Origin of the sequence: Streptomyces sp. NPDC000594 (assembly GCF_040299965.1) — a bacterium.
In the GTDB taxonomy this organism is placed as follows: Bacteria; Actinomycetota; Actinomycetes; order Streptomycetales; family Streptomycetaceae; genus Streptomyces.
This window is the reverse complement of the sequence record NZ_JBEPCY010000011.1, coordinates 171,619-198,612: the sequence shown is the minus strand read 5'-3', so window position 1 is coordinate 198,612 and position 26,994 is coordinate 171,619. Positions and strand designations below refer to the sequence as shown.

Sequence of the window (26,994 nt, the reverse complement as noted above, 5' to 3'; positions counted from 1 at the left end):
GGTTACCTCACGAGGACGAGCACGACGGCGAGGAGGGAGAAGGCGGCGACGGCCTGGGCGAGGTACTGGTGCAGCAGGCCGGTCTGGGGGCGGCGGGCCCCCGCGCCGAGCCGGCGGGTGGCGGTGGCGACGCCCTCGACCGCTCCGTCGATCGCGCGCTCGGTGTGCCGGTTCGTCCACCGGGCGAGGCGGACCGTTCCCCGGGCGGACGCCTCCACGGCCCGGTCGAGGACCCGGTCGTCGAGGGCGGCGGCGGCGCGGGCCAGCGCCAGGGTGGGGGAGACGAGCAGGACATGGGCGGCGTGTTCGAGGCCCAGCCACCGCCGGGCCAGCCGCTTCGCCCGGGGCGGCAGCGGCAGCGGGCGGCTGCACCGGGACCAGGTCACGGCGGCGGCCACCAGGGCGAGGGCACCGGACAGGGCGAACTCCCAGGCCTGCGGGGCGGGTCCGGCGCCGCCGCCGAGATACCGGGTGAGCGCGTCCCGTACGGGCGGGAAGGCCAGGGGGGTCAGCGCCGGGCAGGCGGCGGCGAGCAGGACCAGCGGGGCGACGGCTCCGCGCGGCACGCGCCGCCCGTCCCCCGCGTCGCGCTCCGGGCGGCCCCAGACGAACCAGAGGATCCGGACGCTGTAGACGGCGGAGAGCACGGCGGCGGCGAGCCCGGCCGCGTAGAGCCATGCTCCGGTCTCCAGCACCCCGGCGAGCAGGACGTCCTTCGCGGCCCACAGGGAGAGCGGTGGCAGCCCGGCCAGGGAGAGGGCGCCCACCGTGCACACCGCCCCGACCGCCCGGTCGGTACGGGCGGCGCCGCGCAGTGCGGGCAGCCGCTGGGTTCCCCATACGGTGAGCCAGACGCCCGCCACCAGGAACAGCAGGCTCTTGGCGGCGGCGTGCGCCATCAGCTGCAACGCCCCGCCGGTGATCGCTCCGGCGCCGGCGGCGAGCACCATGAACCCGATCTGGGCGCAGGTCGAGGCGGCGAGCAGCTGTTTGAGATCGTTCTGTGCCACCGCGACCAGGCCGAGGGCGACGGCGGTCGCCGCACCCGCCCACGCGGCCGTCTGCGCGCCCCAGCCGGAGGCGTCCAGCAGCGGCCCGGTGCGCAGCAGCAGATACGCGCCGGCGACCACCATCGCCGCCGAGTGCAGCAGCGCGGAGACCGGGCTCGGTCCCCGCATGGCCCCCGACAGCCAGAAGCTGAAGGGCAGCTGTGCGGACTTGCCGAGCGCCGCGACCAGGATGCCGGCCGTCGTCAGCGACAGCCATGGCTCGCCGGCCCGTGCGAGCCCGTCGAGGGCGAGGGTGCCGGGTCCCGCCGCGAGGGCGGCACCGGCGGCGAGATACAGGCCGAGGTCGGCGGTACGGGTGGTCAGAAAGGCGGTACCGGCCGCGGCGGTGCTCTCCGGCTCGCGCCACCGGTATCCGATGAGCACCCAGGAGGTGGCGCCCATGACCTCCCAGCCCATGAGCAGGGTCGGCAGGGTGGTGGCAGTGACGGTGACGAGCATGCTTCCCGCGAAGAGGAGCATCGGTCCGAAGAAGCGGGCGCGGGCCTCTTCCGCGCCGGACCGGGCGGCCGACCCGGCGCCGGGCTCCGCGCCCGACTCCCCGGCGGGCTCCGCGCCGGGCTTCGCGCCGGACCGGGCGCCGTACTCCGCACCGCTGAAGAGCAGGACGACGAGGGTGACGGCGGTGACGGTGACGGCCAGGACTCCGGAGAGGCCGTCCACCGCGAACCGGACGGGGAGCCCCTCCAGCAGGGGCGCCTCGACCGCGGGCCGCCGCAGCGCGGCGGTGCAGGCCAGCCCCAGGGTCACGGCCGCGACCGCGACCGCGAGCGGGGGTGCGCACCGGTCGGCCCGCCGCCCCGCGAGGGCGAGCAGGGTTCCGGCGGTCAGGGGCAGGCCGATGAGCGACCAGAGGACGAGACTCATTCCCTCAGCTCCGCCGCCTCGTCGGCGGTGTCGATCTCGCGGGTCCGGAACAGGGCGGTCACCACGGCGAATCCGATCGCCATCTCCACCGCCATGGCCGTGATGGCGACCACCACCAGGACCTGTCCGTCGGCCGTGGCCGGAGCGAGGTGGTGCCAGACCGTGCCGGCGGCGAGGATCACCCCGCCCAGCATCAGCTCCAGACCCATCATCAGCATGACGATCGACTGCTGGGTCAGCGCGCCGAACAGGCCGACGCAGAAGAGGGCGGCGGCGGTGACGAGAAGCAGTTCGAGAGTCATCGGCCCACGCCGCCGCGGACCGGGTCGTCGGGCCGGGCCGCCCGGAGGTCGTCGCCGAACCGGTCGTACCGGCCGCGCCCGGTGGCGAGCACCACGGTCGCGACGATCGTCGCGAACAGCGCCATGCCCAGCGTCATCATGGTGAGCATCTGCGGCCCCATCAGGGAGAGGCCGAGGTCGAGGGTCGGGTCGGCCGGGGCCCGGCCGCGCCGGCGCGGCCAGGGGACGAGGAGGATCCCGGCGACGAGCGCGACAAAGGACCCGGCGCAGATCACGGCCGCTCCCCGGCTGTTGTGGACCATCGTCATCGGCATCAGCCCGGCCGGATTCATCATGAACATGACCATGAAGACGGCCATGATGGCCATCTCGATCGTCATCATCAGTACGGTGACGATGCCGAGATAGTCGAGCCCGAGCACGATCAGCTCGCCGCCCACACAGAGCAGGGTGGTGAGCAGGGCGAAGGTCGCGCGCGCCATCGAGTCGAAGCGGAACACCAGGACACCGGCGGCCACCGCGAGAAGGGCCAGCACCCAGGAGGCCACCGCGCCCACGACCGTACCCGCCGCCGCTCCCGCACTCATCGCCGCCTCCGCCGCACCCACCGTCGTCGTCTGGCCCACCGTCGTCGCCGGGCTCACCGTTCGAGCACCACCACGGCCACGACCAGGGCCTGGAGCACCGCCAGCGGTGTCAGGACCACCCAGGACAGCTCCATGTACCGCTCCATGCGCACGGTCGGCACCCGGCGGCGCACCCACAGCAGCAGGCCGAGGACGGCGGCCGTCTTGAGCACCGTCCACGCCCAGCCGGGCAGCAGCGGCCCCTGGCCACCGCCCAGGAACAGCGGTACGGCGAAGGCGGCGGCGACCACCAGCAGCAGCCGGCGCCCGCCGAGGAACACCAGCCGGTCGACGCCGGACAGTTCGGCCGCCGCGCCGCCCGCCGCGTCCCTCCCGGTGGGCTGGTCGAACGGCCCCCAGAAGGCCATGGCACAGGTGCTCAGCAGATAGACCGCGAACGCCGCCGGCATCCACACCGCGAACCAGAGCCCGGCCTGGGCGTCCACCACCGCACCCACCCGCAGCGACTCCGCGCCGAGCGCCGCCGTGGTGATGGCGAGCATATGCGGCAGCTCGTACGCCAGCCCCTGCGCGAGGAAGCGGTACCCGCCGATCAGCGACAGCGCCGAGTTCGGCCCCCAGCCCGTCAGCCAGACGGCCGCCCAGGCCAGCGCCTCCATGGCGTTGAACCACACGATCCCGTCCGGCAGATCGGACACCGACCGGAAGCCGAGGGGCAGGACGACGGCGGCGAGCACGGCGGCGACCGGGAGCAGCGTCGTCCCCACCCGGACGAGCGGGACATCGGCCGCCCTGGTGACCCGCCGCTGCTGCACCAGCAGCCGCAGGGTCTCCCGGCCCGGCCCGGTGGACCCCGCGTCGAGGGTCGCCAGGCCCAGCGCGACCAGGGCCAGGGCGACAGGCAGGAGGGGTACCGCCCACAGCGGAGCCGGTTCAGCCATGGGCACGGCCCCCGGGTGCGTACCGGGGGGCCGGCCCGTCGAGATCGGGGTCGAGGCTCGCCACGATGAGCCGGGCGCAGGCGAACTCGGCGCCGGTGAGCAGGGCGGAGAGGGTGGCGAGGGCCGCCGGTGTCCCCGTGTCGGCGCTGCCCCGGGAACCGGCCGGAGGGTGGACGGCGAGCGGGGCGCGCCCGTCGATCCCGGAGAGCGCGCGCTCGATCCCGTCCAGCCGCCCGATCAGTCTGCTGTGCGCGTCCCGGCCGGCCGGTCCCCCGTCGCCGGAGAGTTCGCCGACGCCCACCGTCAGCCGGCGCAGGGTCCGCGACCGCCGCAGGCGCCGGACGAGCGGGCGGACGAGGGGCAGCAGTTCATCGCCCCGGGCGCCCCCGAGGGTCCGGTCGCGCGCCTGGCGCGCCCGGGTCGCCGCGGCGCTCCAGCCGGCCACGCCGAGGAATCGGCCGAGGCTGTCGAGATGGGCGGCGCACCGCCGCCGGGCGGCCTCGCCGACCGTCACCGGCTCACCGGCCAGGGCCCTGAGCCAGGGTTCGTCCCAGAAGGCGGGCCGGGCGGCGGGGGGCGCGGGGATCGCCTCGGCCTCGGCGTGCCGCACCACGTCGCCCTGGAGTTCCAGGCGCAGCACCAGCCCGGCGGGCCAGTCCGGCAGCGCGGGCCCGAGCGGCAGCCGCAGCCGGTCCAGCCGCAATCCGTCCCGGTCGTCGGCCCGTTCCGCCAGCGGGAGGCCGGCCACGACCGCCGGATGACGACCGTGGCCACCGTGCCGGCCGGGGCCGCCGTGCTCCCCGGCACCGTGACCGTCGTGGTCCTCACCGCCGTGGCCCGGGGAGCCGGGGTGGCCACGATCGGGCCCGGCCGCCGCCTCATGACGGCCGGCCGGGCGCATGGCCCGGGTGAGGAGCGTGCCGTGCCCGTGGTCCAGCGCGCGGGCCGTTTCCCCGGCATCCGTCACGGTCACCCGCGCCTTCGGATCCGGCACCCCCCGCCACACCCGTTCCGCCCAGTCGTCACCGTGTACGGGAAGGGGGGCACCCGCGAAGACCACCAGGTCCGCCGTGGCGGGTCCGGTCGCCCGCGGCCAGCGTCTGCGCCCGAGTTCGGCCTCGACGGCCAGCCGCTCACGCGTGGCACCGGGCCCCGTGATGAGCAGCACGGCCGGCCGGGCCAGCGCCACCGCGGTGAGCCGCGCCCTCAGGTCCACCGGAACGCCCCCTCGCGCCAGGCGTAACCGACCCCGGCGAGCAGAACACCGAGGAAGAGGAACATCTCGACGACCGCCGGGACGCCGACCGCCGGGACGACCAGCGTCCACGGGTACATGAAGAGCATCTCCATGTCGAACGCGAGAAAGACCATCGTGACCGGGTACCACCGCACATGGAACCGGGAGACCGCGTGCTCCCGCGGCTCGAACCCGCCGCTGAACGGCCCCGTGCGCAGCGGCTCCCGCACTCCCCGGACGGCGGCCCCGAGACCGTGCGCCAGAAGGACGCCCACCAGGACGACGGCGAGCAGGAGCAGGACCGGCTCCCAAGCCGCGGCTTCCACGCGCTCCCCTTCCCGACGGGCGACCGCCGCCGGCGGCCATCGGCAGGCAGTGTCTCAGCGCCCACCCCCGGAGCGGGCGGTACAACACGGGACACCAGGTGACTTTCCTCCCTGCGGCCCGTATCCGCGGCTCCGCCCGGCACCGTCGGAGGGTGGCGGGACGACGGCCGCCCCGCCACGGTGCGGCGCGATCCCGGACGGAACCCGGCGCCTCGACCTTCACAGAAACGGCACTTGACCGCACAGGTGATCATGCGATAATTCCGACCCATAACGGGTCGTCATCTGACGATCCGTTCGAAACTGTTCGACACTTCAGATGGGCGCACGAGAGCGTGGGCGTAACCCGCCCGGCGCCGCCTGACCGATCCCCCCACACCCGACCGCTCGGCGCCGGGCCGCTCGGCGTCCGACGAGACAACCCCGAGGATTCCCATGCCCTCCCCCACCGGTCACCCGGAATCCGTGGCCTTCGTGATCCCCTACTTCGACGACGGCCCGGCGTGGCGCCGCGCCTGCCTGCGGCTGACCCTCGCCAGCCTGGAGCGGCAGACGGACCCCCACTGGTGCGTCTATCTGACGGACGACGCCTCACCCGCGCCCGGCACCACGGATTTCCTGTCCGGCCTCGCCGCCTCGGTGTCCGGCTCCATGACCGTGCTCAAAGCCCCCCGGAACGCGGGCGCCGGGCAGGCCAGGAACCTCGCCATCGAAGCGGCGCACCGGGACGGGCACTCCCTGCTGGCCTATCTGGACGCCGACGATCTCGCGCACCCGCACCGGGTTGCCGCGGTGCGCGCCCTGTTCGCCGCGGAGCCGGAGCTGGACTTCGCGTACAACGACATCGAGTTCATCGACGAACACGGCACACCCTGGGAGACCGACCGGCTCTTACCCGGTCTGCGCCTGCTCGACGAGCAGCAGCGGCTGCCCAAGCTGCGCGGCCGTGAGCGGTGGATCGAGCAGGCGGTCGAACGCGACAACATCGCGATCCCGTCCGCGATGAACCTGCGGACGACCCTCGCGCGCGCTGTGCCCTTCACCGCGGCTCCCTTCTGCGAGGACGTGGCGACCCTCTTCCGCTACCTGGGCAGTGGCGCCGCGATCGACCACGTACCCGGAATCCCGACCGGCTACCGGGTCCCCCGGGAAGGCGGCAGCGCCTCGCGCCGGCAGTCCGGCGGGGTGGACGCCTTCAACCGGATGCGCTGTGCGAACGAACGCGCGGGTCTGGAGGAGGCCATCGCCACCGCGGTGTCGCGCGGAGCCGCCGACGAGCGGACGGGCCGCGCGGTGCTCTGCCGCTATCTGATCCGGATCGGCCGTACGGTGACCGGCGACGGCAGCCCGGAACTGGGCCGGTCCCAGCTGGTCCAGGCCCGCGCACTCGATCCGGAGACCTTCGCCGAGCACGCCACAGCGGCGGAACGCACGGACACCCCGGCCGTTCCGGCGCCCCGGTGAGCGACACCGCGGCCGCCGGGGCCCCACGGCCGCCCGGCGGGCCGGACACGGTGGCCGGGCCCGTCGGAACAGCCACCCGGACGCCCCTTCCGGCCTCCACCGGTCACACCCTGACCAGCGTCTACCTCTTTGTGGTCTACGGCCTCCTGGCCCTCGGCATGGGCCTGGTCCCCGCCCTGGTCACCACCTTCCGCGAGGAGTACGGACTCAGCGGAGGCCGGCTCGCCAACGTCCAGAACCTCAAGGACATCGGGCTGATCACGGCGATGTTCGCCGGACCGGTCCTGCTGCGCCGGATCGGCGTCGCGCGGATGACCACCCTGGCCGTACTGGTGGGGCTGGCGGGCTGCGCGGTGCTGATCACCGCGCAGGAGTACGCCGGGGTGCTCGCCGGGGCGTTTCTGCACGGCGCGACCTTCTCGCTGGGCGCGCTGGCCACGGTCTCCTATCTCTACCGGCTGCCGAAGCGATACCACCGGATATCCGCTCTCTACGCGACCTTCGGCGTGGCCAGCTTTGTCGCACCCTCCATGGTCGGCGTACTGGTCCCCGCCGACGGCGACTACCGCACGGTGTACATGATCTTCGCCGCCGCGCTGGCGGTGCTGTTCGCCGCGGGGAAACTGCTCGACCGGTACACGGACACGGCGACCGCGCGGGACGCCGGCCCGGCGGGGCAGCCCCGGCTGACCCGGGCGATGCTCCGCGGCTGGCTGCCGCACATCGCGGTGTACGCGACGCTGATGGCGGGCGAGACCGTCGTCGTCTCCTGGGTCACCTCACTCGGCCAGTACCGCTATGGACTCACCCTCTCCGACGCGTCCTTCCTGCTGGCCCTGCTCTGGGTGGCCTACACCCCGGCGCGGGCGGCCGGGGACCTGCTGCTCAGGCATCTGACCGTCACCACCGTCGTCCTGCTCGGTGCCCTGCTCATCATCGTCGGCGATGTCCTGATCTGCGCCGGCTCGGTGCCCCTGGCCCATGTGGGCGTGGTGGTCTTCGCCTGCGGAGCCGCGCCGCTCGTCCCCGTGTACCAGGGCTGGATGCTCAGCCGGACACCCACCGACCGACACGGCCCGCTCAACGCGTCGCTCGGTGTCGGCTCGGCGGTCCTGACCACCGTACTGGTGTGGCTGACGGGGCTCAGTGTGGATGTCGACACCCGCCTCCCCTTCGCCGCCTCCGTCGTCTGCTCGGTCGGACTCGCCGTCTGGGCACTGCGTTCCCGCACCCGCGGGACAACGGTCTCCTGAGATCCCCCCGTCGTGTCCCGGCCGCCGCCGGCCCGGACGCGACGCGAACGGCCCGCCTCTCTCCCGAAGGAAGAGCTCCATGCGCGCATATCTGCTGTCCGCCCCCGGCCGGCTCAGCCTGGAAACCGTTCCCGACCCCCGGTGCGGCCCCGACGAGGTCACCCTGCGGACCGAGGCCGTGTCGATCTGCTCGACCGACATCTCCTACTTCCGCGGTCATCTGTTCCCCGACGCCTGGCCGGTCGTCCCCGCGCACGAATACGTGGGCCGGGCGGTCCAGGTGGGCGCCGACCTGCGCGGTGTCCTGCGCGAGGGCGACCGGGTGTGCTACTGGGGACAGACCGACTTCGGCGGGCTGGCCGACTACCGGACCATCCGTCCGCTGTTCGCCCGCCCCACCGCCGCCCGGGAGACCACCTGGTACACCCAGCGGCACTTCCACGACGCCCACCAGGCCGCGGCCGTCGTCGTACCACCCGAACTGCCCGGACATCTCGCCACCCTGATCGAGCCGCTCACCTCCGTGCTGCGCTCACTGCTGCTCAACGCGCCCAGGCCCGGCGACGACTGCGTCCTGCTCGGCTCCGGGCCGAGCGGGATACTCGCCCTCCAGGTCATGCTGCGCTATTTCGGGGTGCGTTCCGTCACCGCCCTCGACCTCGACGACGCCCGGCTGAACCGCGCCACGGCGGCCGGCGCGACCTCCGTACTCAACCCCGGGCGGCAGACCCCGCAGATCGAGGCGTTGATCGCCGACCACCGGGACCAGTACGCCGACTATGTCTTCGACGCCCTGCCGCACCTGGACGCCCACGACGGCCCGGACTCCCGCGAACTCGCCATGGGGCTGCTGCGCCCCGGCGGTGACTACGTCGTCTACGGTGCCACCGGGCTGCCGCAGTCGATCAGCACCTGGATGATCCTGGCCAAGGGGCTGCGGCTCAGGGGGACCCCCTTCGATGTCAGGGCGTTCCCGATGGGCCGATCGGCCCATGTCGCCCGGATCGCGCTGAGCCTCATCACCCGCGGTGTCGTGGACGCCGACGCGGTGGTGACCTCACGGCTCGCCTTCGACGACGAGGACGGCGTGCGGAACGCCTTCGAGCACTACGGCACCGACGGCGGCATGAAGCCGTCCATCACCACCGGAGCGCTGCCCGGCTCTCCGGCCGAACGGCCGTTGTCCGGCGAGACGGACGGCACCGTCCGGCAGCCGAGCGGCTCGCTGCGGTGACCGCGTCCGTCGTCGGATGGGGCTTCCTGGGCGCCGGCCATATCGCCACGGCCAAGGTGGGGCCGGCCGTGCGGAGCCTGGACGGTGCCGCACTGCGGGCCGCCGCCGCGCGGGACCGGCGGCGGGCCGCGACGCTGGGCGCGGAGAGCGCCACCACCGACTACGCGGCCCTGATCGGGGACGCGTCGGTGGACGTCGTCTATATCGCCCTGCACAACAGCGCCCACGCGTTCTGGGCGGTACGGGCCCTGGAGGCCGGCAAGCACGTGCTGTGCGAGAAGCCGCTCGGTCTGTCCGCGCACGAGGTGAGGGCGATGGCCCGGACGGCGGCGGCCTCGGGCGGGCTCCTGGTGGAGGCCGCCTGGAATCGCTGGCACCCCCGGACCCGGGACCTCGCACATCTGCTGGAGCAGGGCGTCATCGGCGGGATCCGGCATGTCGAGGCCGTCTTCGACGGCGCCGACCCGGGCCCGCGCGACTACCGCCGCGACGCCGCGCTGGGCGGGGGCGCCCTGCTGGACGTGGGCTGTTACGCGGCCGGCGCGATCCTGGCGGCCTATGGCTGGGCGACGCCCACGGTCACCGGGGTGCGCCGCGACACCTGGCCCGGCGGCTCGGCGGACGTACGGACCCACGCCGAACTCCGCTTCGGCCAGGGGACCGCCGCCCTGCTGGCGTCCCTCACCGGCACGGGGCGGGAAGCACTCGTGATCACCGGAACCGACGGCGCCCTCCGCCTGGATCACCCGTTCACGGCGGGCCGGGAGCCGGCCGGGCTCCGGGTGGAGACGCCCCGGGGCACCGAGGTCCGGCGCTACCCGCCCGTCGACCCGTACGCGCTCATGGCGGCCGAGATGACCCGGGCCGTCGTGGGCGACCGCTCGGCGTTCCTCGTACCGCTGGACCAATCACTGGCCGTGGCGGGGACCCTGGACGCGATACGGGAGTTCTGACCGCAGCGGAGAGGGCGGTACGGGGAGCCGGCGGTACGCGGATGCTCGCCCCGGGCGCCTCCGCCGAAGGCATGTATATCCGGCCGCCGGTACGCACATCCGGCCGATGGCCGAACGGCTGGACGAGGCGGGAGGACTGCTTTCCGGCGGTTTCGGCAGGGGCCGACCCGGGGTCCCCGTTCTCCGGTTCAGCCCTCCGGATCGCGGAAAGGATGTCCGTCACCGGAGGGGCCGCCCGCCGCCGAGCCAGGTGCGGCCCGTCCACCGAGGTATACGACAAGGACGCGACATGAGCGCCGATCTCTCCGCTGTTCCGCTGGCCCCGGGTCATCTGCCGCTGCTGGGGCACACGGTCGCACTGCTGCGGGACCCCCAGCGCTTTCTCGCCTCGCTCTCCGCACCCGGGGGCCTCGTCCGGCTCCGGCTCGGCCCCCATCGCCTGGTCCTGGTCTGCGACGCGGCCCTGACCCGGGCCGTGCTCTCCGACGATCGCGTCTTCGACAAGGGGGGACCGTACGCGGACCGCGTCGGCGAGGTCGTCGGCGCGGGGCTGGGCACCTGCCCCCACCGCGATCACCGGCGCCAGCGCCGGCTGTGCCAGCCCGCCTTCCATCCCACCCGGCTGCCCGCCTATGTCCCCGCGATCACGGCGGCGGTACGGGAGGTCTCGGCGCGCTGGAGCGACGGCCAGGTCATCGATGTCAAGCGGACGATGATGACGATGACCTGCCGGGCCATCGCCCGGACGATGTTCAGCGCCCGGCTGCCGGGCGGGGCCGCCCACCGGGTCCCCGAGGATGTCGCCCTGGTCGTCAACGGTCTGCTCCGGCGGCTGCTCACCCCCCGGGCGCTCAGCAGGGTGCCCACCCCCGGCACCCTGCGCTACCACCGGGCCCTGGCCCGGCTCCGGCGTACGGTGGCCGGGATCGTCGCCGCCCGCCGCGACGACCCGGCCGACCATCAGGACCTGCTCTCCGGGCTGCTGCCGGCCCCGGGCCCCGGCCCGGCGGACGACGGGACCCGGCCGCTGAGCGACCGGGAGGTCACCGACCAGGTGATCACCTTCTTGCTGACCGGTACGGAGACCGTCGCCGGACTGCTCTCCTGGACCCTCTACGAACTCGCCCGCCACCCCGGGACCCAGCGGCGGCTCCACAGCGACCTCGCCCGGGTGCCCCCGGTCACTCCCCCGGCGGCCGACGGCCGGCAGGACCCCTCCCCGGCCGACCAGGTGATCACCGAGACACTCCGACTCCACACCCCGATCTGGCTGCTGACCCGTACCGTCACCGCCGACACCGACCTCGGCGGCACCCCCCTGCCCGCCGGAACACAGCTCGCCATCAGCCCCTACACCCATCACTGGAACCCGCTGCACCACCCCGACCCGACCGCCTTCGACCCCGGCCGGTGGGCCGACCGGCAACCCGACCGCACCACCTACCTCCCTTACGGCGCGGGCCCGCGTGGGTGCATCGGCGACCGCTACACCCATCAGACCGCCACGGCCACCCTCGCCGCCCTGCTCGCCGACTGGGAGATCGGCCCCGTCTCCGAACGGCCCGCCCGCGCGGCTCTGGGCGGAGTGGTCGTCCCCCGGCGCCTCCGGCTGCGCGTCACCGCCCGGTAGCAAGGAAGGGGGCGGAGGGGCCCCGCCGAGGGGCCCGGTGGCAGGGGTCAGCGACGGGGGACGGTCGTCATCGGCAGGTGGTGCGGGGCGAGCGTGGTCCGGAAGCGCGGACGGGGCGGCCGGCCGCGCCCGACCGGCCGGAGGTGCCAGTGCGGGACGATCACCGAGAGGGCGATCGTGATCTCGGCCAGGGCGAAGGTGTCGCCGATGCACTTGCGGCGGCCGGCGCCGAAGGGCAGGCACGCCTGACGCAGGGCCGGGGCGACCGGGGCGGACCAGCGGTCCGGGTCGAAGGAGTCGGGGCGGGGGAAGACGGCCGGGTCGTGCTGGAGCTGGTAGGGGCTGACCACGAAGTCCGTGCCGGCGGCGAAGCGGTGGCCGCCCAGCTCCACCTCGGTGGTGCTGCTGCGGGTCAGCAGCCAGACCACCGGCCGCATCCGCATCGTCTCCAGGACGACATCACGGGTGAAGGGGAGGGCGCGGAAGTCGTCGGGGGTCGCGGGACGGCCGTGGAGCACGCCGTCCAGCTCATGGGCGAGGCGGCTCTCGACGGCCGGGTGACGGGCGAGGAGGTGGAAGATCCAGGCGAGGGTGTTCGCGGTGGTCTCGGTGCCGCCGGCGAGCAGGATGACGACCTGGTCGCGGAGTTCGCGGTCGGTGAGGGAACCGCCGTCGGGGTCGGAGCCGAGCAGGGCGTCCATCAGCCGGCTGTGGTCCGGGCGGGAGCGGGCGGCGCGGACGGTCGCGTCGGCGGCGGCGAGGATCTGGCGCCGGGCGCGGTGGAAACGGCGGTTGGCGGGGAGCGGCAGGCGGTCGCACCAGGGGAACAGGGCGCGGGCGGCGATCCCGTCCGAGAGCGACCTGGTCTGTTCGGCGAGCCGGACGGGGTCCGCGATGTCGGCGCCGGGCAGCAGGACACGGCTGAAGACGCCGACGGAGAGCCGGTGCATCTCGGTCAGCGCGCAGATCTCGCCCCGGGGCCGCCAGCGCGCGGTCAGGGCGGCGCTCTCGTCCCGCATGGCCTCGGTGTAGGCGGCGATGTGCGCGGGGGTGAAGGCGGGTTGGATCAGCCTTCGCTGACGGCGGTGCTCCTGGTGGGGGGCGGTGGCCAGACCGTTGCCGCCGACCTCGCGGATCCGGTCGAACAGGGGGCCGCCCTTGTCGAAGCGGGCGCCCTGGCCGACGAGGACCTCGTGGACGAGTTCGGATGTGGAGAGCAGATAGGCGCGGCGTGAGCCGAGGCGTACCTCGGTGATGTCACCGGTGGTACGGCAGGCCGCGAGCCAGCGCGCGGGAGCGCGGACGAGTGCGGGGACATGGCCGACGAGGGGCAGGCCCCCGGGTGCCACCCGTACGGGGGCGGGCGGATGCCGGGCGGTCACGGGGTCCTCCTCCGGGCCGTCGCCGGGGCGCTCTTCGACGAGGCGTCCGGCGGGACGTCCGGCGCGGGGTCCGCCGAGGTGCGGGCGGCGGGGGCCGTTGCGTGGAAGGGGGCCTCCCGCTGCTCCCACCACCAGGCGAGGGCGGGCGCCGGTGGGCTGTGGTCGGTGACCGGGCACCGCTCGGTGCGGGAGGCGTGGAAGGTGACGGCGTGGGGGTGCCGGCCGTCGGGGTTGTGGTAGCGGCTGGAGGTGAGGTGGTGGCGGAGGTTGCCGGCGACGAGGAGGTCGAGTCCGCGCAGAAACCCGGTGGTCGCGGGATCGGCGGTCGGCAGCAGTTCGGCGAGCAGATGCCGCCACAGGCACATCAGGCCATTGCGGATCTCGGCGGTGCGGGCGAAGGCGTCCTGGGTGCTGTGGCCGTTGACCTCCAGGAAGCGGACGACATTGGGGCCCGGCCACACTCCGGTGGCCTGGGCGCGGAGGTGTTCCTTGCCGTAGGAGACCAGGTCGTTGTCGAGGGCCGCGGTCATCATGGCCGCCCGGCCGGCGGCGACCGTCTTGGGATGGTGCCAGACGGTGGCCGGTACGGCGGAGAGGCAGGCGACGTTGGCGACGTCCAGCATCAACTGGGCGGCGACGGCCCCGAAGCGGTACCGCAGGAAGTCGCCCAGGGCGAGCCGGTCCCAGCGGGCGTCGCCGCGGATCACGCCCAGCAGCCAGGCGCCGAAGCCGGCGACATAGCGGTCGGCCTGAAGGGGGCCGGCCAGTTCGTAGGCGCGGCGGGTGATGTCGTACACCCCCCGGAAGAGGGGCGGGTCGGCGTCGGTGGGACGGTGGCCGCGGTGGTCGGAGATGACGGTCCACAGCTCGCCGATGAACGGGCCGATGAGGGCGGGGGCGCTCTCAGCCGCTTCGAGGCGCTGATCGTCCAGGAAGGCGCCGAGGCACCAGAAGTCACTGACCCACTGCACCCGTTCCCGGGGCTGCCGGGGGGACCAGCGGGCGGCCATGTCCCCGGCCATGATGTTGCCGATGGCGCGTTCCGCCTGCGGTGTGGCGCACAGGCCGATCGTCCGCATCCACCGCATCGTCCGATCCTGGATCGACTCGGCGTCCGGATGGCGTTCGGACCGGACCGGGCAGTAGAGCGGAGGGAGGGTGTAGTGGGTCATCGGGCGCGCTTCCTCGGTCGGAGGGGTGGGGTTCGCCGGTCCGTGCCGCGCGGGGAGAGGGCCCGCGCGGCGGCGGGTCGCGCCGCCGCGCCGGGCCCGCCGTCAGCGGTCGCGGTGGACGACCAGATGGGCGAGGGCGGCGAGTTCGGCGGCGGGGACGGGGTCGGGTTCGGCGCTGTCGAGGTGGCGCAGGGCGTCGGTGACATGGCCGAGGGCCCGGCGCTCGGTCGCCTCCCGGGCGCCGGTCCGCTCGATGAGGTCAGCGGCGCGGGCGCAGTCGTCGTCGCCGAGCGGGGCACCGGCCCGGTACAGCTCGCGCAACTGCCTGGCCTGCGCCGAGTCCTGGGCCATGGCGGCGGCGACCGGCAGTGACACCTTTCGGTGCCGCAGGTCGGACCGGGCGGGCTTGCCCGTGGTCCGGGGGTCGCCCCAGATGCCGAGCAGGTCGTCGGCGCACTGGAAGGCGATGCCCAGATGGTGGCCGAAGGCCCTGAGGTGCCCGGCCCGGGCGGGGGCCGCCCCGCCCGCGGCGGCGCCCAGTTCGCAGGCGCAGGCCAGCAGGACGGCGGTCTTCGCGACCGCGACCCGCAGCGCCTCGTGCTCCCGGTCGTCCCCCGTTTCCAGGAGGACGTCCCGGTACTCGCCCTCGATCAGTCCCTGGACGGTGTTCAGCAGCACCGGGACGGAGCGGTCCGCCCCTGGGGCGTCGACGAGGGCCTGGACGGCGGCGAAGAACAGGGCGTCACCGGCGAGGATCGCCGCCGGGACCCCCTGGGCGGCCCACAGGGCCGGCCGACCGCGTCGCAGGGGGTCCTGGTCGATGATGTCGTCATGGAGCAGTCCGGCGTTGTGGACCAGCTCGACGGCGACCGCCGCCGGACGCGCGTCCCGTGCCGCGCCGCCGACGGCCTGGCACGCCAGCAGCGTCAGGGCGGGGCGGATCAGCTTGCGGGTGTCGAGGGTGTCAGGGGCGGTACCGTGCTCGGTCCACCAGCCGAAGTGCACTCCGCACACATGACGGATCCGCCGGGGCAGCCGGCAGACCCGGGAGCGCAGCAGCGGTCCGACGGTGGTCGCGGTGTGGGCCAGGATCGTCGGGCAGTCACGGGCCCCGGTCATCGCGCACCTCTTCCCGCGTACGGGCGCCCGGTGCGCGCCACGCCGCTCTGGGACACGGTCTGCCGGGAGTCGCGCACTGCGGGCCCGACGGTCCGGGCGCGGCGGATGAGAGGTGGCTCGTCCGCGGGTGCTGATACGGGCATACGGGTAGCGTGCCCGCCCGTGCGGTCCACCTGACATGCGGCACGGCCCGAACAGAAAGACGATCGCCGGTCGCGCCGCCGCCCTTGATGTGAGCGCGGATGGTGGGGGAGCCCGGCGGTTCGGACGTCGCCCGGGCGACCGGCGGAATCGGCCGGCCGGACCGGACGCGTCCGGCGGGACCACCGGCCGGACGCGTCCGGCGGGACCACCGGCCGGACGCGTCCGGTGGGACTACCGGCTGAGCGCCCGGAAGCGGCCCACCGCGAGCGGGAAGAAGACCGCCACCAGCAGCAGCGGCCAGCCGATCGCGAGCAGGACGGCGTGGTCGGCCGCCCAGCCGCCGGGGGTGTCCAGGCCGCCGAGGTCGCGGACGGCGGTGGCCGTCGCGGAGAGCGGGTTCCACTGGACCGCCGCGCCCAGCCAGTCGGGCATCGTGGTGGGCGAGGCGAAGGCGGTCGAGAGGAAGCCGACCGGCCAGACCAGGATCTGGACCGCCTGCACCAGCTCCGCGCGGCCCGCCAGCATCGCCAGATGGATACCGATCCACAGCATGGCGAACCGCATCAGCAGCAGCAGTCCGAAGCCGGCGAGGAAGGCCGCCGCGCCGCCCTCCCAGCGCCAGCCGAGCGCGGCGCCCACGGCCGCCACCACCAGCAGCGACACCGCCGACTGGAGCATGTCCGCAAGGCTGCGGCCGACCAGGACCGCCGACGAGGCCATCGGGAGGGAACGGAAGCGGTCGATGACCCCCTTGTTGAGATCCTGGGTCAGGTTGGTCATCGTCGACTCCAGGCCGAAGGCGACGGTCAGGGCGAGGATGCCGGGCATCAGATAGGTGAGGTAGTCGCCCGTCACCTCCCTGCCGCCGCCCATGAGATACGCGAACATCAGCAGCATCATCACCGGGAACACCAGCCCGATGAGTACCTGCCACGGCATCCGCGCCCAGCGGGCGAGTTCCCGGCGGGTCATGGTCCAGGAGTCGCTGACGAAGTACGCGATCATATGGAGACCTCCTGGGTGAGGTGCAGGAACACCTCGTCGAGCGTGGGGCGGCGGACCGTGATGTCCTCGGCCTCGACGGACGCGGCCGCGAGGACCCGGACCGCCTCGGTCAGGGCCGCCATGCGGTCGGTGACCGGCGCGCTCAGCCGCAGCCGGTCCGGGTCGACGGTCAGCGCGGCGCCGAAGGGCAGCAGCTCCGCGACGACGGCCAGATCGTCGGCGTTCCGCAGCACGATGTCGATGCGGTCGCCGGAGAGCCGGGCCTTCAGCTCGTCGGGGGTGCCTCCGGCGATGACCCGCCCGGCGGCGATGACACTGATCCGGTCCGCGAGCTGATCGGCCTCCTCCAGATACTGGGTGGTCAGCAGGACCGTCGTCCCGCCGCCGACGAGCGAGCGGACCGCGTCCCACACCTCGGCCCGGCCGCGCGGGTCGAGACCGGTGGTCGGCTCGTCCAGGAAGAGCACCTCCGGGTCGGTGATCAGAGAGGCGGCGAGGTCGAGCCGCCGGCGCATGCCACCGCTGTACCGGGTGACCGCCCGGGGGCCGGTGTCGGTGAGACCGAACCGCTCCAGCAGCTCGTCCGCCCGGGTACGGGCCCGGCGCGCGCCGAGGTGATGGAGCCGGCCGAACATCTCCAGGTTCTGCCGGCCGCTCAGCTCCTCGTCCAGCGCCGCGTGCTGCCCCAGGAGCCCGATCCGGCGCCGTACGTCGGCGGCCCGGGTCCGTACATCGTGACCCGCGACCCGCACCACGCCCTCGTCGTGCCGGAGCAGGGTCGCCATGATGCGCACGGCGGTGGTCTTGCCCGCCCCGTTGGGACCGAGGACCCCATGGACCGTGCCGCGCGCCACCGTGAGGTCCAGCCCGTCCAGGGCCGCCTTGTCCCCGTATCTCTTCCGTACGCCCTCGACAGTGATCGCGTCGTGGTCGGTACTCGTCATCCGTCCGTCCGTCCCTTCCGACCGCCCCCCCCAGAAGGGGAAGTCACCTGTGACCAGGACCGGTACCGTAGGACCCCCGGAAAGATTAGTCAAACTTGATTAGCGGGTGATGGGAGGGATCCCGGGGCGGACGCGGGGCGGTCGGCGGCGACGCGCGGGGGGTGGCGCGCGCCCCCGTGATGCCTCCACCGGACAGGCCGTCGGCGCCCGCGCCCCTGGTGTCCGCCCGCCGCTCCTCGGACGATGCGTGTCAGGGCCCCCGCCGCCCGGCCGGGGCCCGTCGGATCCAGGAGGGTTCCCATGCGCCGGACGAGAAGCGGAACAGGGTGGCGGAGCACAGCGGCCGGGGCGGTCGGGACGGTCGGTGTCCTGCTCGTCGCACTCCTGACGGTGGGGACCGAACCGGCCCGGGGCACCGGCCAGGACCCGGCTTCCCCCGGCCCGACGGCGCGGACGGCACCGGATCGCACCGCGGGGGCCGCGGCCGCCCTCCGCCCGGAACCCCCCGGCGCTGTGCCCGAACTGGCCCGGCTCCAGAAACGGATCGCCGCCCGGGTCGTCGCGCACGGCACCGCGTACACCTTCGCCAGCTATCTCGACCGCACCACCGGCCGCATCGTCCTGGAGTCCGACGCGCCCCCGAAGGTCGTGACCGAGGTCGCCGGACGGCGCGCCACCGCACCGCTGCGCGCCCCGGCCACCGGCCCCGTCCGGGATCCCGGTCTCGACCTGTACCACCGGCGGGACGACACCCCGCCCTTCTACGGCGGCGGCGGTATCCGGACCGCGGGCACCGGGCCCTGCACCTCCGGTTTCGCGGTGCGGAACGGCGCGGGGACGGTCCTCATGACGGGCTCCGCGAGCTGTTTCCCCGCCGGCGCGGCCGTGGTGACCGAGTCCGGTGCCCAGGCCTACGGCACCGTCGCCGTGCGGCAGCCCGCCGTGGACGCGGTGCTGATCGGCGGCGGGAGCTACGCGGGACGGATCTTCACCGGGCCCGTCACCAGCACCACCAGCATTCCGGTGGTCTCCGCGGGCGAGCCCGTCGTCGGGGGCGCCGGCTACTGCCACAGCGGCCGGACCACGGGCGAGCAGTGCGGCCACACGGTGATCAGCACCAATGGCCAGCTGTGCGGACCGAGCGGCTGTATGGCGCCGGTCGTCGTCTTCAACGACGGTGTCCTGCCACAACCGGGCGACCAGGGCGCCCCCTTCTACGCCAAGAACGCCAGCGGCGCCCATGCCCGGGGTCAGGTCATCCTGGCCAGTGGCACGACGGGCTATGTCACCTCCTGGGGGCGGCTGTCCGGTGTGCTGGGCCTCACCATCGTGACCGGCTGACCGGCGGGCCGACCGACCGGCCGGGCAACCGGATCACCGACCGGCCGGCTCACCGACCGGCGGGCCGTACGGGGCCCGGACGCCTGGGCTCCCGTACGGCCGCCGCGAGGCCACCGCCGCCACGGTCTTGCGGCGGACCCGCCGAACCCCCGAAGATCTGTGGCGTCCCCCGACTCCGGTGGGCCGGTCACGGTCGGCCGCCCGTACCGCGTCCCTCCCGTGTCCGCCCGAGGAGCCGCCGCCTTGTCGCTGCGCTATCGCACCAACGGACCGGAATTTGATTTTCCGCATTTCTCCGGGACGCCGCCGATCCGCTATGTCCTGGCATCGACCCCCCGCTGCGGCAGCAATTTGCTCGCCCGCGCGCTCTGGCACACCGGCGTCGCCGGTTTCCCCGAGGACTATCTCGCCGACACCTATGTCCTCGACTACTTCGAACGCTGGGGCTTCACCGCCGATGACGCCGACGGACTGCCCGCGAGCCATATCCGCGCCCTGATGAGGGTCCGTACCAGCCCCAACGGGGTTTTCGGCATCAAGATCCACGCCGGTCATCTCGCCGATCTGGAGACCGATCCGCACACCCTTCTCGCCTCCCCCCGCTATATCCGTGTCGAGCGGAGGGACCGGCTGCGCCAGGCGATCTCGTACACGATCGCCGAGCAGACCGGCGTCTGGATCGTCGACGGCACCCATCTCCCGACCGGCCGTGCCAGGTCGGCGCCCCGTTACGACCACGAGGAGATCGGCCGCCGGCTGCGCATGCTCGAAGACGACACCGGGACCTGGGACGCCTATGCGGAACGGTACGGAATCACCCCCCATGTCGTCGTCTACGAAGACCTCGTCGCGGACTACGAGGAAGGCGTCCGCACCTGTCTTGACTTTCTCGGCGTCGAGACTCCCCCATATATTCCGCCACCCGGAATCAGCCGCCAGGCCGACGGAACAACGGACGAGTGGGTCGCACGCTTCCAGCAGGACACCGGATTCCGTTTACCGAGGCCCCATTGACGCTTCGATGGACCGCGCTATCGTGCCAGATACCAGTCACCGAATGCGAGGAGGGACCGATGAGCACTGTCATGCCGGAGGCGACGACGGATGTCATAGCCGACGAATTCGCCGAGCTGGACGGACTTGAAGTGATCGAGTCCAGCGAGCTGAAGATCGGCGGGGCCTACCACGCGTACACCTACATCGCCTCCCACAACGAGGACGATGTGATCCGATAGATCCTCCGGATCCTCAGAGCGACGTGCGTCGGGTGTCGTCCGACGAAGAGGCAGGCGGCGGTGGCCCGGTCGACACCCTTCTCATCTTTCCGCCGCAGACCGAGGCCAGGTTCTTTCCGTATCTGAGCCTGCCGTATCTCGCCGGTCATCTGCGGCGCCGTGGCCGCCGCGTGCACCAGGCCGATCTCAATATCGGGCTGGTGCACGACGTGCTGCGGCAGCCACGGATGCTGGCGGACGCGGTCGCCGCCCGGGAGCTCACCGGGCTGGCGGGCTGGTACCAGCGGGCGCTGGCCGATGTGGTGATCCGGCACGCGGGCGAGATCCGCGCCCGGGTCCTGAAGGAGACCGCACAGCCCCCGGACCACGTACAGGCGCAGGACCCCACGCAGACGCCGGGCCCCGCGCAGGCACAGCCCCCCGTACAGACACAGCACCCCGCACAGCCGCCGTACCGGCCGGGAACGGAGCGTCCCGCCGAGGCGTTCGACGCGCTCAGGCTCGCGGGCAACGCCGTCGAACTGCTGGTGCGCGACACCCTCCTCGCCCGGACCTGGCACGACCTCGATCAGCTCGACACCGCCGTACGCACCGCCGCCGCCGGGCCCCCCGCCGCCCAGGGGATCGCCGTCGACCGGCTGCACCGCCTCCTCGCCCCCCTGCTCGCCCGCCACCGGCCCCGGACCGTCGGCCTCTCCGTCGCCTTCTTCAGCCAGCTCGGCCCGGCCCTCCTCATCGCCGCCTGGGTCCGGTCGCTGAGCCCCGGTACCCGTGTCTGTCTCGGCGGCCAGCAGGTGATGCTCCGCCATGAGGACCTGGCGGCCCTCCCCTCCGTCCGCGCGAGCGTCGACGCCCTCTGCCGGACCGCCGGTGAGGAACCGCTGGAGCGCTGGCTCGACGCCCTCGACGGAACCCTCCCGTACACCGACGTCCCCGGCATGACCTGGATCTCCCCCGACGGACCGGCCCGGCGCACCACCCGCCCCCCGCGGCTGCGCTTCCGCGACCTGGGCCCACCCGACTTCGGCGACCTGCCCATCCACGGCTATCTCTCGGAGACCACCCAGCTCGCCGTCGTGTCCTGTGTCGGCTGCTACTGGGGCCGGTGCGCCTTCTGCGCGTACGGCAACCGCTCCCTGGACCCGGGTGCGTACCAGCAGGGCACCGCCGAGCAGATCGCCGAAGCCGTCGAAGGCGTGGTCCGCGCCACCGGGGTGGAACTCCTCGCGATAGCCGACGAGAACACCAATCTCCGGCTCGTCGCCCGGGCGATGCGGCTCGCCCGGGACCGGGGCGTCCGCGTCCGGTTCGATGTACGCGGCCGGCTGGAACGCTCCCTCACCGACCCGGAGTTCTGCCGCGACCTCGCCGACCTCGGCTGCGCCCAGATCGCCGTCGGGTACGAGGGAACGTCGCAGCGCCTCCTCGACCTCCTGGACCGGGGGGTGCGCGCCGCCGACTACCAGCGGATCCTGGGCAATCTCGCCGACGCGGGCATCACCGTACGGCTCTCCGTGATGGGCCATGTACTGGACGAGAGCCCGGCGGAGTTCGAGGACTCGCTGCGGTTCCTCGTGGCGAACCAGGAGCGGATCGGCATCGACGCGCTGGAACTCCTGATCGCCGAGCCCGGCAGCCGGCTCGCCCGCGACCCCGGGCGCTTCGGCCTCGCCCTGGACACCTCGGGACCGCTCACCGGGAACCCCGAGCTGAACTATCTCTCCGGCCGGGTCGGCTACCCCATGACGGTCGGTGGCGGACCCGCGCGGGCCGAGGCGCTGGACCGGCTGGAGCGTGTCTTCCGTACGGTCACCCCGGGCCGCGCGGGCAGGCTCTCCCCGCCGCGCGCCGCTCCGGAGGCCGGCCCCCGGACGGCCGGGCCGGTCAGACCGTACTCCTGGGTGCGGACCGTCCCCGCCGGAGCCAGACCCGGAACCGGAACCGGAACCGGCTCCAGGGGTACGGCGGACCGGATCGTGGTCGCCGATCTGATCCGGGAGGAGTTCTACGGGCTGCCGCGCCACGATGTCGAACAGCGGGCCGACGGGCTGCTCGCCGCCCGCACCCCCCGTGGACAGCGGCTGCTGGCCCGGCTGGTCGCCGCGTCGGCGGCCGAGGCCTGTCCCGGCGAAGCCCGCCCCGACCCCGATCCCCCGCTCACCCCCGGCGGCACCCCGTACCCGGCGGCCGGGCGGCCGGAACGCCGGGCGGAGCACGGGGCAGCACCCCGGGCGAACCCCGAGGGGGACGCCGCGTATCCGAGGAGACCGTTGTGACCACAGCAGCGCCCGGCACGGTGACCAGACTCGGCCTCGGCCTCGTCATGGATATGCCCTGGGGCGGAGGGAGTCTGGGCAGCCGGGGCGTCGGCTTCGTGGAGACGCCCGACGGCGGGGACGTGTCCCCCCGCGTCCGCGCCTTCCTCCGGCGCCACGGCGGCGACTTCGCCTACGCCTGCCCCTCCTTCCAGCCGCGTTCCCGGGCCGCCGTCCGGGCGGCCGACTATCTACCCGCGTACGACCGCTTCTTCGCCGAACTGCCCGCCGGGACCGTCCGGGCCCTGCACCAGACCGAACTGAACATGGGCACCCCCGAACCGTACGACCGGGGGCCGGCCATCGACTTCACCAACCGGCTCACCGAGCGGTACGACCTCGCCTGGGTGGTCGAGGACCTCGGGATCTGGAGCCTGCGCGGCTGTCCGCTGCCCTATCCACTGCCGCCCCCGCTCACCGAACGCGGACTGGAGATCGCCACCCGCAACACGGCGGAGGCGGCCCGGCGGCTGGTGCCGCCGCTGCATGTCGAGTTCCCCGGGTTCACCGAGGGCGGATCGTTCCGCCTGGGCAAGGCCGATGCCTTTGTCTCCTTCGCCCGGCTGGCCGAGGACGCCGATGTCCATGTCACCCTGGACGTCGGCCATCTCCTCAGCTACCAGTGGCTGCGGGGCCGCACCGGCCGGCACATGTTCGACGGGATCGACGCGCTGCCGCTCTCCCGCTGCCGCGAACTCCATCTGTCGGGATGCCAGATCGTCGGCGGGAAGTTCCGCGATCTGCACCATGGCGTCCTCCTGGACGAGCAGCTCGAACTCACCGAGTATCTGCTGCCGCGCTGTCCCGGCCTTCTCGCGATCAGCTACGAGGATCCGATGTTCCGGGAGGACGGCCGGCTGGTCGAACGGTCGCGGCGGAACTACGAACGGCTGCGCGCCCTCGCCGGAGCCTGGCGGAAGGGGGAGAGCGGCCCGCCGGAGACCACCGTCGCGGTCCTCGCGCCCCCCGCCCCCCGCTTCGACCCAGCCCCCGTCCCCGCCCGCACCGACGAGGCGCCGCCCGCCGAACAGCTCGACGGCGGGCACCTCACCGATCTGCTGCTGCGCCTCTTCCTCGACGGCGACCTCCGTACCCGCCTCGCCACCGAGGGAGCGGCGGCCGTCGCCGCGAACGCGGGCGAGCGGGAGTGTCTGGAGACCGTCGACCTCGAAGAGCTGGACTCCGCCGTACGCCGCTTCCGGTCGCAGATCCGGCGGCTCGGGCGGGACGGCGGGCTCGCCGCCACCTTCCCCCGCAGCCTGCGCGCCCTCGGGCGCGACCGCCACAGCGAGGACGGCCTGCTCGACGGCTTCCTCGCCTCCCCGCACTTCGGGCGCTTCCGGCTGCTCCCCTACTGCGGTCCGGGTCTGTCTGCGGAGGAGGCGTACGCGCTCCATCTGCTCGATCTGCCCGGGGCGGCGGACGACCCGGCCCTGCGCGAGACCATCGGCCATGAGCTGCTGCTCGCCCTCTTCCCCGCGCTCTGTCATGAACAGCCGCTGTCATTCGTGATCGAGGCCCCGGGAGTCGTCCCGACCGGGCGCGGCCATGCGGCGCTCCGCCGGTACGCGCCGGGGACCGTCGCCGGCTGGACCGCTCCCCCCGCCGCGACGGCCCCCACGGAGGCGGCCCGCACCGGGACGACCCGCACCGACACCACCCGCGCCGGGACGACCCGCGCGGAGACCACCCGTACCGGAGAAACCCCCATGGAGGAAACCGTTCCGTACGCCTACTTCGCCACCCCCGCCGGCTTCGCCCATGGCCCCGTGTCCGCCCGCGTGGCCGCCGCGTTCGAGACCACGCCGACCCCCGAGGGCGACGCGGCGCGCGCCGCGCTCGTCCGGCGCGGGATGTGGTGACCGGCATGCGCCTCGTCCTGGTCGACATGCCGTGGTCCTCCATCGACATGCCCTCGCTCGCCCTCGGCGTCCTCAAACGCCGGGTCCTCGACGTCTTCCCCGACGCCCAGGTCACCGTCGTCCACGCCAACATCGACTTCGTGGACTGGCTGGTCGCCCGGACCGGCTTCACCCCCCAGGAGTACGAGTTCTGCGCCAACTCGTACTTCTCCGGACTCAGTGAATGGATCTTCTCGGCGGCCCTCAACGACCGCCCCCGCTGGCAGGTGCCGGAGTTCACCGCGCGCCTCGCCGGCAAGGTGCCCGACGAGGTCCTCACCCGGATGCGGGAACTCCATGAACTGGCCCCGCAGTTCGTACGGGAGACAGCCGCCCGGATCGTCGCGGCCGGGCCCGATGTCGTCGGGTTCACCACCATGTTCGCCCAGAACGCCGCCACGCTGGCCACCGCCCGCGCCGTCAAGGAACTGGACCCCCGGGTGACCACCGTGCTCGGCGGCGCGAACTGCGACGGGCCGCAGGGAGCGGCGCTGCACCGGAACTTCCCCTCGGTCGACGCCGTCATCCGGGGCGAGGGCGAGGTCGCCTTCCCGCAGCTGCTCGCCGCCCTCACCGGCCCCGCCGACGCCTCTGACGCCGGGGACACGGGGGACGCCGGGGACCGTACGGCACTCGCCGGGATCGCCGGGCTCTGCTGGCGCACCCCCGACGGCGCTTCGGTCGTCAACCCCATGGAGGCCCGCCCACTGCCGCCGGGCGCGCTCGTCCCCCCCGACTACGGCGACTACTACGAACACCACGCCCGCTCCGTCGCCGGCTCCTGGGCCGAACCGCGACTCGTCCTGGAGGGCTCGCGCGGCTGCTGGTGGGGCGAGAAGCACCACTGCACCTTCTGCGGGCTCAACGGATCCTTCATGACCTTCCGCAGCAAGGACCCGGGCCGGTTCGTGGACGAGCTGCTCACCCTGGTCGAACGCCACCGGATCCTCAATGTCTGGGTCACCGACAACATCCTCGACATGGCCTACATCGGCTCCGTCGCCCCCCGGCTCGCCGAGTCCGGGTACGACCTGCGGATCGGCTACGAGATCAAGTCCAATCTGCGCAGGGAGCAGCTGGCGACCCTGCGCGCCGCCGGGATCAGCCATGTCCAGCCCGGTATCGAGAATCTGAGCAGCCGGGTGCTGAAGCTCATGGACAAGGGGGTGACCGGCTGTCTCAATGTCCGGCTGCTGCGGGACGCGGAGACCGTCGGCACCAATGTGAGCTGGAACTATCTCTACGGCTTCCCCGGTGAGCGGGACGACGACTACGCGGGCGTCATCGACCAGATGCCCGCGCTGTACCACCTGGTGCCTCCGGCCGGCGCCACCCGGGTCAAGGTCGAGCGCTTCAGCCCGTACTACGAACGGCCGGAGCTGGGCTTCGGACCGCCCCGGCCCGCCGCCCACTACCGGCACATCTACGACCTCCCCGAGACGGAGCTGGCCGATCTGGTCTATATCTTCGACGCGCCCCGGCGCGGCATCACCGACCCCTGCCTCGACCGGCTGCGCCGGGCCGTGGACGACTGGGCCGACGCGTACGAGAGCAGCCGGCTCACCCACTGCGACCTCGGGGACCGGATCGTCCTCGTGGACACCCGGCCCGGGTTCGACTGGCGGGTGCTCGATATCGCCGACCCGTTCGAGGTGGCCGTCTTCCGGCTGCTCGACACCCCGCACAGTCCGGCGGCGCTGGTCCGCAAGGCGGGCGGGTCCCTTGAGGGTGTCACCGGGACACGCGTCGACGGTCTGCTCGCGCGGTGGCGGGCGCTCGGTGTCGTCTTCGAGGAGGGCGGCCACGCGGTCCATGTCGCCCCCGCCACCGCCAACCAGGATCTGATGCGGCTGCGCCGGGGGCCGGCCCGGCCGCGCGAGACCCTGGTACCCGCGCTGGCCACGGAGGGGCATGCCGATGGGGGCTGACACCGCCGTACGCCTGGCCCTGTGGCGCGACCGGGATCCGGTGGCCCGGCGGATCCCCGGCATGTACCTCGGGGAGACCGAGCTGCTCGGCGACCCCCTCGACGCGGTGGCGCGGCTCGCCGACGACGGCGTCCGGTTCGCCCGGCTGCGGGGTACGGTCGATCTGGCGCGGGCCGAGGCCGGGTCCGACGGCGCGGCGGCGGTCGCGGCGCTGGTCGCCGTCCGTGAACTGACCGGCCATGGCATCGCCGTCGACTGGACGGTCCTGCTGCCGCCGGGGGCCCCCGACTGGCGCCCGCTGGGACATCTGCACCCGCCGGCGGAGGTACTCGGCGGGGGCGACGAGGTCACGGCCGCGTGGCGGGACACCTTCCACTCCGCGAAGTGCGGCTACCGCCGGGGCCCCGGCTTCATCGAGGTCCGCGACCACCGTATGGACACCTTCCGGCGGCTGGTCATCCGCCATCCCCGGCACGAGCAGATCGTCGAACCCCTGCTGCGCGGTGTCCCGGCGACCGATCTGGCGGAGGCGGTGTCCACCCGCTACCAGCGCGCCGGCCTGCTCCACCGGGTGGGGGGCCATCTGTGGTGGGCGCCCTACCGGCTCCGGCGCTGGCCGCTCAGTACGACGGTGTCCTAGCGCCGTG

At 73.7% G+C, this 26,994-nt stretch carries 23 protein-coding genes; 12 read left to right on the top strand and 11 right to left on the bottom strand.

Annotated elements, in window-relative coordinates:
• Positions 1-2 precede the first annotated feature (2 nt).
• Genes ABT354_RS18215 through ABT354_RS18190 form a run of 6 tightly spaced genes read right to left on the bottom strand, consistent with a single transcriptional unit; the run spans position 3 to position 5,327 of the window.
• Positions 3-1,934: an NADH-quinone oxidoreductase subunit 5 family protein gene (locus ABT354_RS18215; RefSeq protein WP_351494812.1), complete on the bottom strand. Its 1,932-nt coding sequence runs from the start codon at positions 1,932-1,934 to the stop codon at positions 3-5.
• Positions 1,931-2,236: an NADH-quinone oxidoreductase subunit NuoK gene (gene nuoK, locus ABT354_RS18210; RefSeq protein ID WP_351494810.1), complete on the bottom strand. Its 306-nt coding sequence runs from the start codon at positions 2,234-2,236 to the stop codon at positions 1,931-1,933. Before nuoK ends, ABT354_RS18215 begins: the two co-directional genes overlap by 4 nt.
• On the bottom strand, positions 2,233-2,823 hold the full coding sequence (locus ABT354_RS18205; RefSeq protein ID WP_351494868.1) for an NADH-quinone oxidoreductase subunit J: 591 nt from the start codon (positions 2,821-2,823) through the stop codon (positions 2,233-2,235). Before ABT354_RS18205 ends, nuoK begins: the two co-directional genes overlap by 4 nt.
• A gap of 53 nt (positions 2,824-2,876) precedes the next feature.
• A complete protein-coding gene (locus ABT354_RS18200; protein WP_351494808.1) occupies positions 2,877-3,764 on the bottom strand; it encodes an NADH-quinone oxidoreductase subunit H in 888 nt (295 codons plus the stop codon).
• Entirely contained in the window at positions 3,757-4,980 is a 1,224-nt protein-coding gene (locus tag ABT354_RS18195) for a hypothetical protein (RefSeq protein WP_351494806.1), read from the bottom strand. The genes ABT354_RS18200 and ABT354_RS18195 overlap by 8 nt, the downstream gene beginning before the upstream one ends.
• Positions 4,971-5,327 carry an NADH-quinone oxidoreductase subunit A gene (locus ABT354_RS18190; protein WP_351494804.1) on the bottom strand — a complete coding sequence of 119 codons (357 nt, stop codon included), beginning with the start codon at positions 5,325-5,327 and terminating at the stop codon, positions 4,971-4,973. The genes ABT354_RS18195 and ABT354_RS18190 overlap by 10 nt, the downstream gene beginning before the upstream one ends.
• A gap of 435 nt (positions 5,328-5,762) precedes the next feature.
• Here ABT354_RS18190 and ABT354_RS18185 point away from each other — a divergent pair, with 435 nt between their 5' ends.
• The 5 genes from ABT354_RS18185 (at position 5,763) to ABT354_RS18165 (ending at position 11,861) form a co-directional block, all read left to right on the top strand.
• A complete protein-coding gene (locus ABT354_RS18185) occupies positions 5,763-6,791 on the top strand; it encodes a glycosyltransferase family 2 protein (protein WP_351494802.1) in 1,029 nt (342 codons plus the stop codon).
• On the top strand, positions 6,788-8,044 hold the full coding sequence (locus ABT354_RS18180; protein ID WP_351494800.1) for an MFS transporter: 1,257 nt from the start codon (positions 6,788-6,790) through the stop codon (positions 8,042-8,044). The genes ABT354_RS18185 and ABT354_RS18180 overlap by 4 nt, the downstream gene beginning before the upstream one ends.
• A gap of 79 nt (positions 8,045-8,123) precedes the next feature.
• Positions 8,124-9,278 carry a zinc-dependent alcohol dehydrogenase gene (locus tag ABT354_RS18175; RefSeq protein WP_351494798.1) on the top strand — a complete coding sequence of 385 codons (1,155 nt, stop codon included), beginning with the start codon at positions 8,124-8,126 and terminating at the stop codon, positions 9,276-9,278.
• A complete protein-coding gene (locus ABT354_RS18170) occupies positions 9,275-10,231 on the top strand; it encodes a Gfo/Idh/MocA family protein (protein WP_351494796.1) in 957 nt (318 codons plus the stop codon). The genes ABT354_RS18175 and ABT354_RS18170 overlap by 4 nt, the downstream gene beginning before the upstream one ends.
• Before the next feature lie 289 nt (positions 10,232-10,520).
• On the top strand, positions 10,521-11,861 hold the full coding sequence (locus tag ABT354_RS18165; RefSeq protein WP_351494794.1) for a cytochrome P450: 1,341 nt from the start codon (positions 10,521-10,523) through the stop codon (positions 11,859-11,861).
• A gap of 47 nt (positions 11,862-11,908) precedes the next feature.
• Here the strand turns inward: ABT354_RS18165 and ABT354_RS18160 are convergent, their stop codons facing one another.
• The 5 genes from ABT354_RS18160 to ABT354_RS18140 all read right to left on the bottom strand — a co-directional run bounded on the left by ABT354_RS18160 (position 11,909) and on the right by ABT354_RS18140 (position 17,627).
• Positions 11,909-13,243 (bottom strand): cytochrome P450, encoded by a 1,335-nt coding sequence (locus ABT354_RS18160; protein ID WP_351494792.1) that lies wholly within the window; start codon positions 13,241-13,243, stop codon positions 11,909-11,911.
• Positions 13,240-14,415 carry a terpene synthase family protein gene (locus ABT354_RS18155; protein ID WP_351494790.1) on the bottom strand — a complete coding sequence of 392 codons (1,176 nt, stop codon included), beginning with the start codon at positions 14,413-14,415 and terminating at the stop codon, positions 13,240-13,242. The genes ABT354_RS18160 and ABT354_RS18155 overlap by 4 nt, the downstream gene beginning before the upstream one ends.
• Before the next feature lie 102 nt (positions 14,416-14,517).
• A complete protein-coding gene (locus ABT354_RS18150; RefSeq protein ID WP_351494788.1) occupies positions 14,518-15,534 on the bottom strand; it encodes a polyprenyl synthetase family protein in 1,017 nt (338 codons plus the stop codon).
• A 375-nt stretch (positions 15,535-15,909) separates the two neighbouring features.
• Complete coding sequence (locus ABT354_RS18145; RefSeq protein WP_351494786.1) at positions 15,910-16,683, bottom strand: ABC transporter permease; 774 nt, start codon at positions 16,681-16,683, stop codon at positions 15,910-15,912.
• Positions 16,680-17,627 (bottom strand): ATP-binding cassette domain-containing protein, encoded by a 948-nt coding sequence (locus ABT354_RS18140; protein WP_351494784.1) that lies wholly within the window; start codon positions 17,625-17,627, stop codon positions 16,680-16,682. Before ABT354_RS18140 ends, ABT354_RS18145 begins: the two co-directional genes overlap by 4 nt.
• A 300-nt stretch (positions 17,628-17,927) precedes the next feature.
• On the opposite strand from ABT354_RS18140, the gene ABT354_RS18135 reads away from it, so the two are divergent.
• The 7 genes from ABT354_RS18135 (at position 17,928) to ABT354_RS18105 (ending at position 26,987) form a co-directional block, all read left to right on the top strand.
• Positions 17,928-18,968: a chymotrypsin family serine protease gene (locus tag ABT354_RS18135; RefSeq protein WP_351494782.1), complete on the top strand. Its 1,041-nt coding sequence runs from the start codon at positions 17,928-17,930 to the stop codon at positions 18,966-18,968.
• Positions 18,969-19,211: 243 nt separating this feature from the next.
• On the top strand, positions 19,212-19,982 hold the full coding sequence (locus tag ABT354_RS18130; RefSeq protein WP_351494780.1) for a Stf0 family sulfotransferase: 771 nt from the start codon (positions 19,212-19,214) through the stop codon (positions 19,980-19,982).
• A gap of 59 nt (positions 19,983-20,041) precedes the next feature.
• Entirely contained in the window at positions 20,042-20,203 is a 162-nt protein-coding gene (locus ABT354_RS18125) for a hypothetical protein (protein WP_351494778.1), read from the top strand.
• 32 nt (positions 20,204-20,235) lie between these two features.
• Positions 20,236-22,479 (top strand): B12-binding domain-containing radical SAM protein, encoded by a 2,244-nt coding sequence (locus tag ABT354_RS18120; protein WP_351494776.1) that lies wholly within the window; start codon positions 20,236-20,238, stop codon positions 22,477-22,479.
• Positions 22,476-24,380: a multinuclear nonheme iron-dependent oxidase gene (locus tag ABT354_RS18115; protein ID WP_351494774.1), complete on the top strand. Its 1,905-nt coding sequence runs from the start codon at positions 22,476-22,478 to the stop codon at positions 24,378-24,380. Before ABT354_RS18120 ends, ABT354_RS18115 begins: the two co-directional genes overlap by 4 nt.
• A 5-nt stretch (positions 24,381-24,385) precedes the next feature.
• Positions 24,386-26,347, top strand: a complete 1,962-nt coding sequence (locus ABT354_RS18110) for a RiPP maturation radical SAM C-methyltransferase (protein WP_351494772.1) — start codon at positions 24,386-24,388, stop codon at positions 26,345-26,347.
• The gene (locus ABT354_RS18105) at positions 26,337-26,987 is read left to right on the top strand and encodes a DUF5825 family protein (RefSeq protein ID WP_351494770.1); all 651 of its coding nucleotides are present in this window, start codon (positions 26,337-26,339) and stop codon (positions 26,985-26,987) included. The genes ABT354_RS18110 and ABT354_RS18105 overlap by 11 nt, the downstream gene beginning before the upstream one ends.
• Positions 26,988-26,994 lie beyond the last annotated feature (7 nt).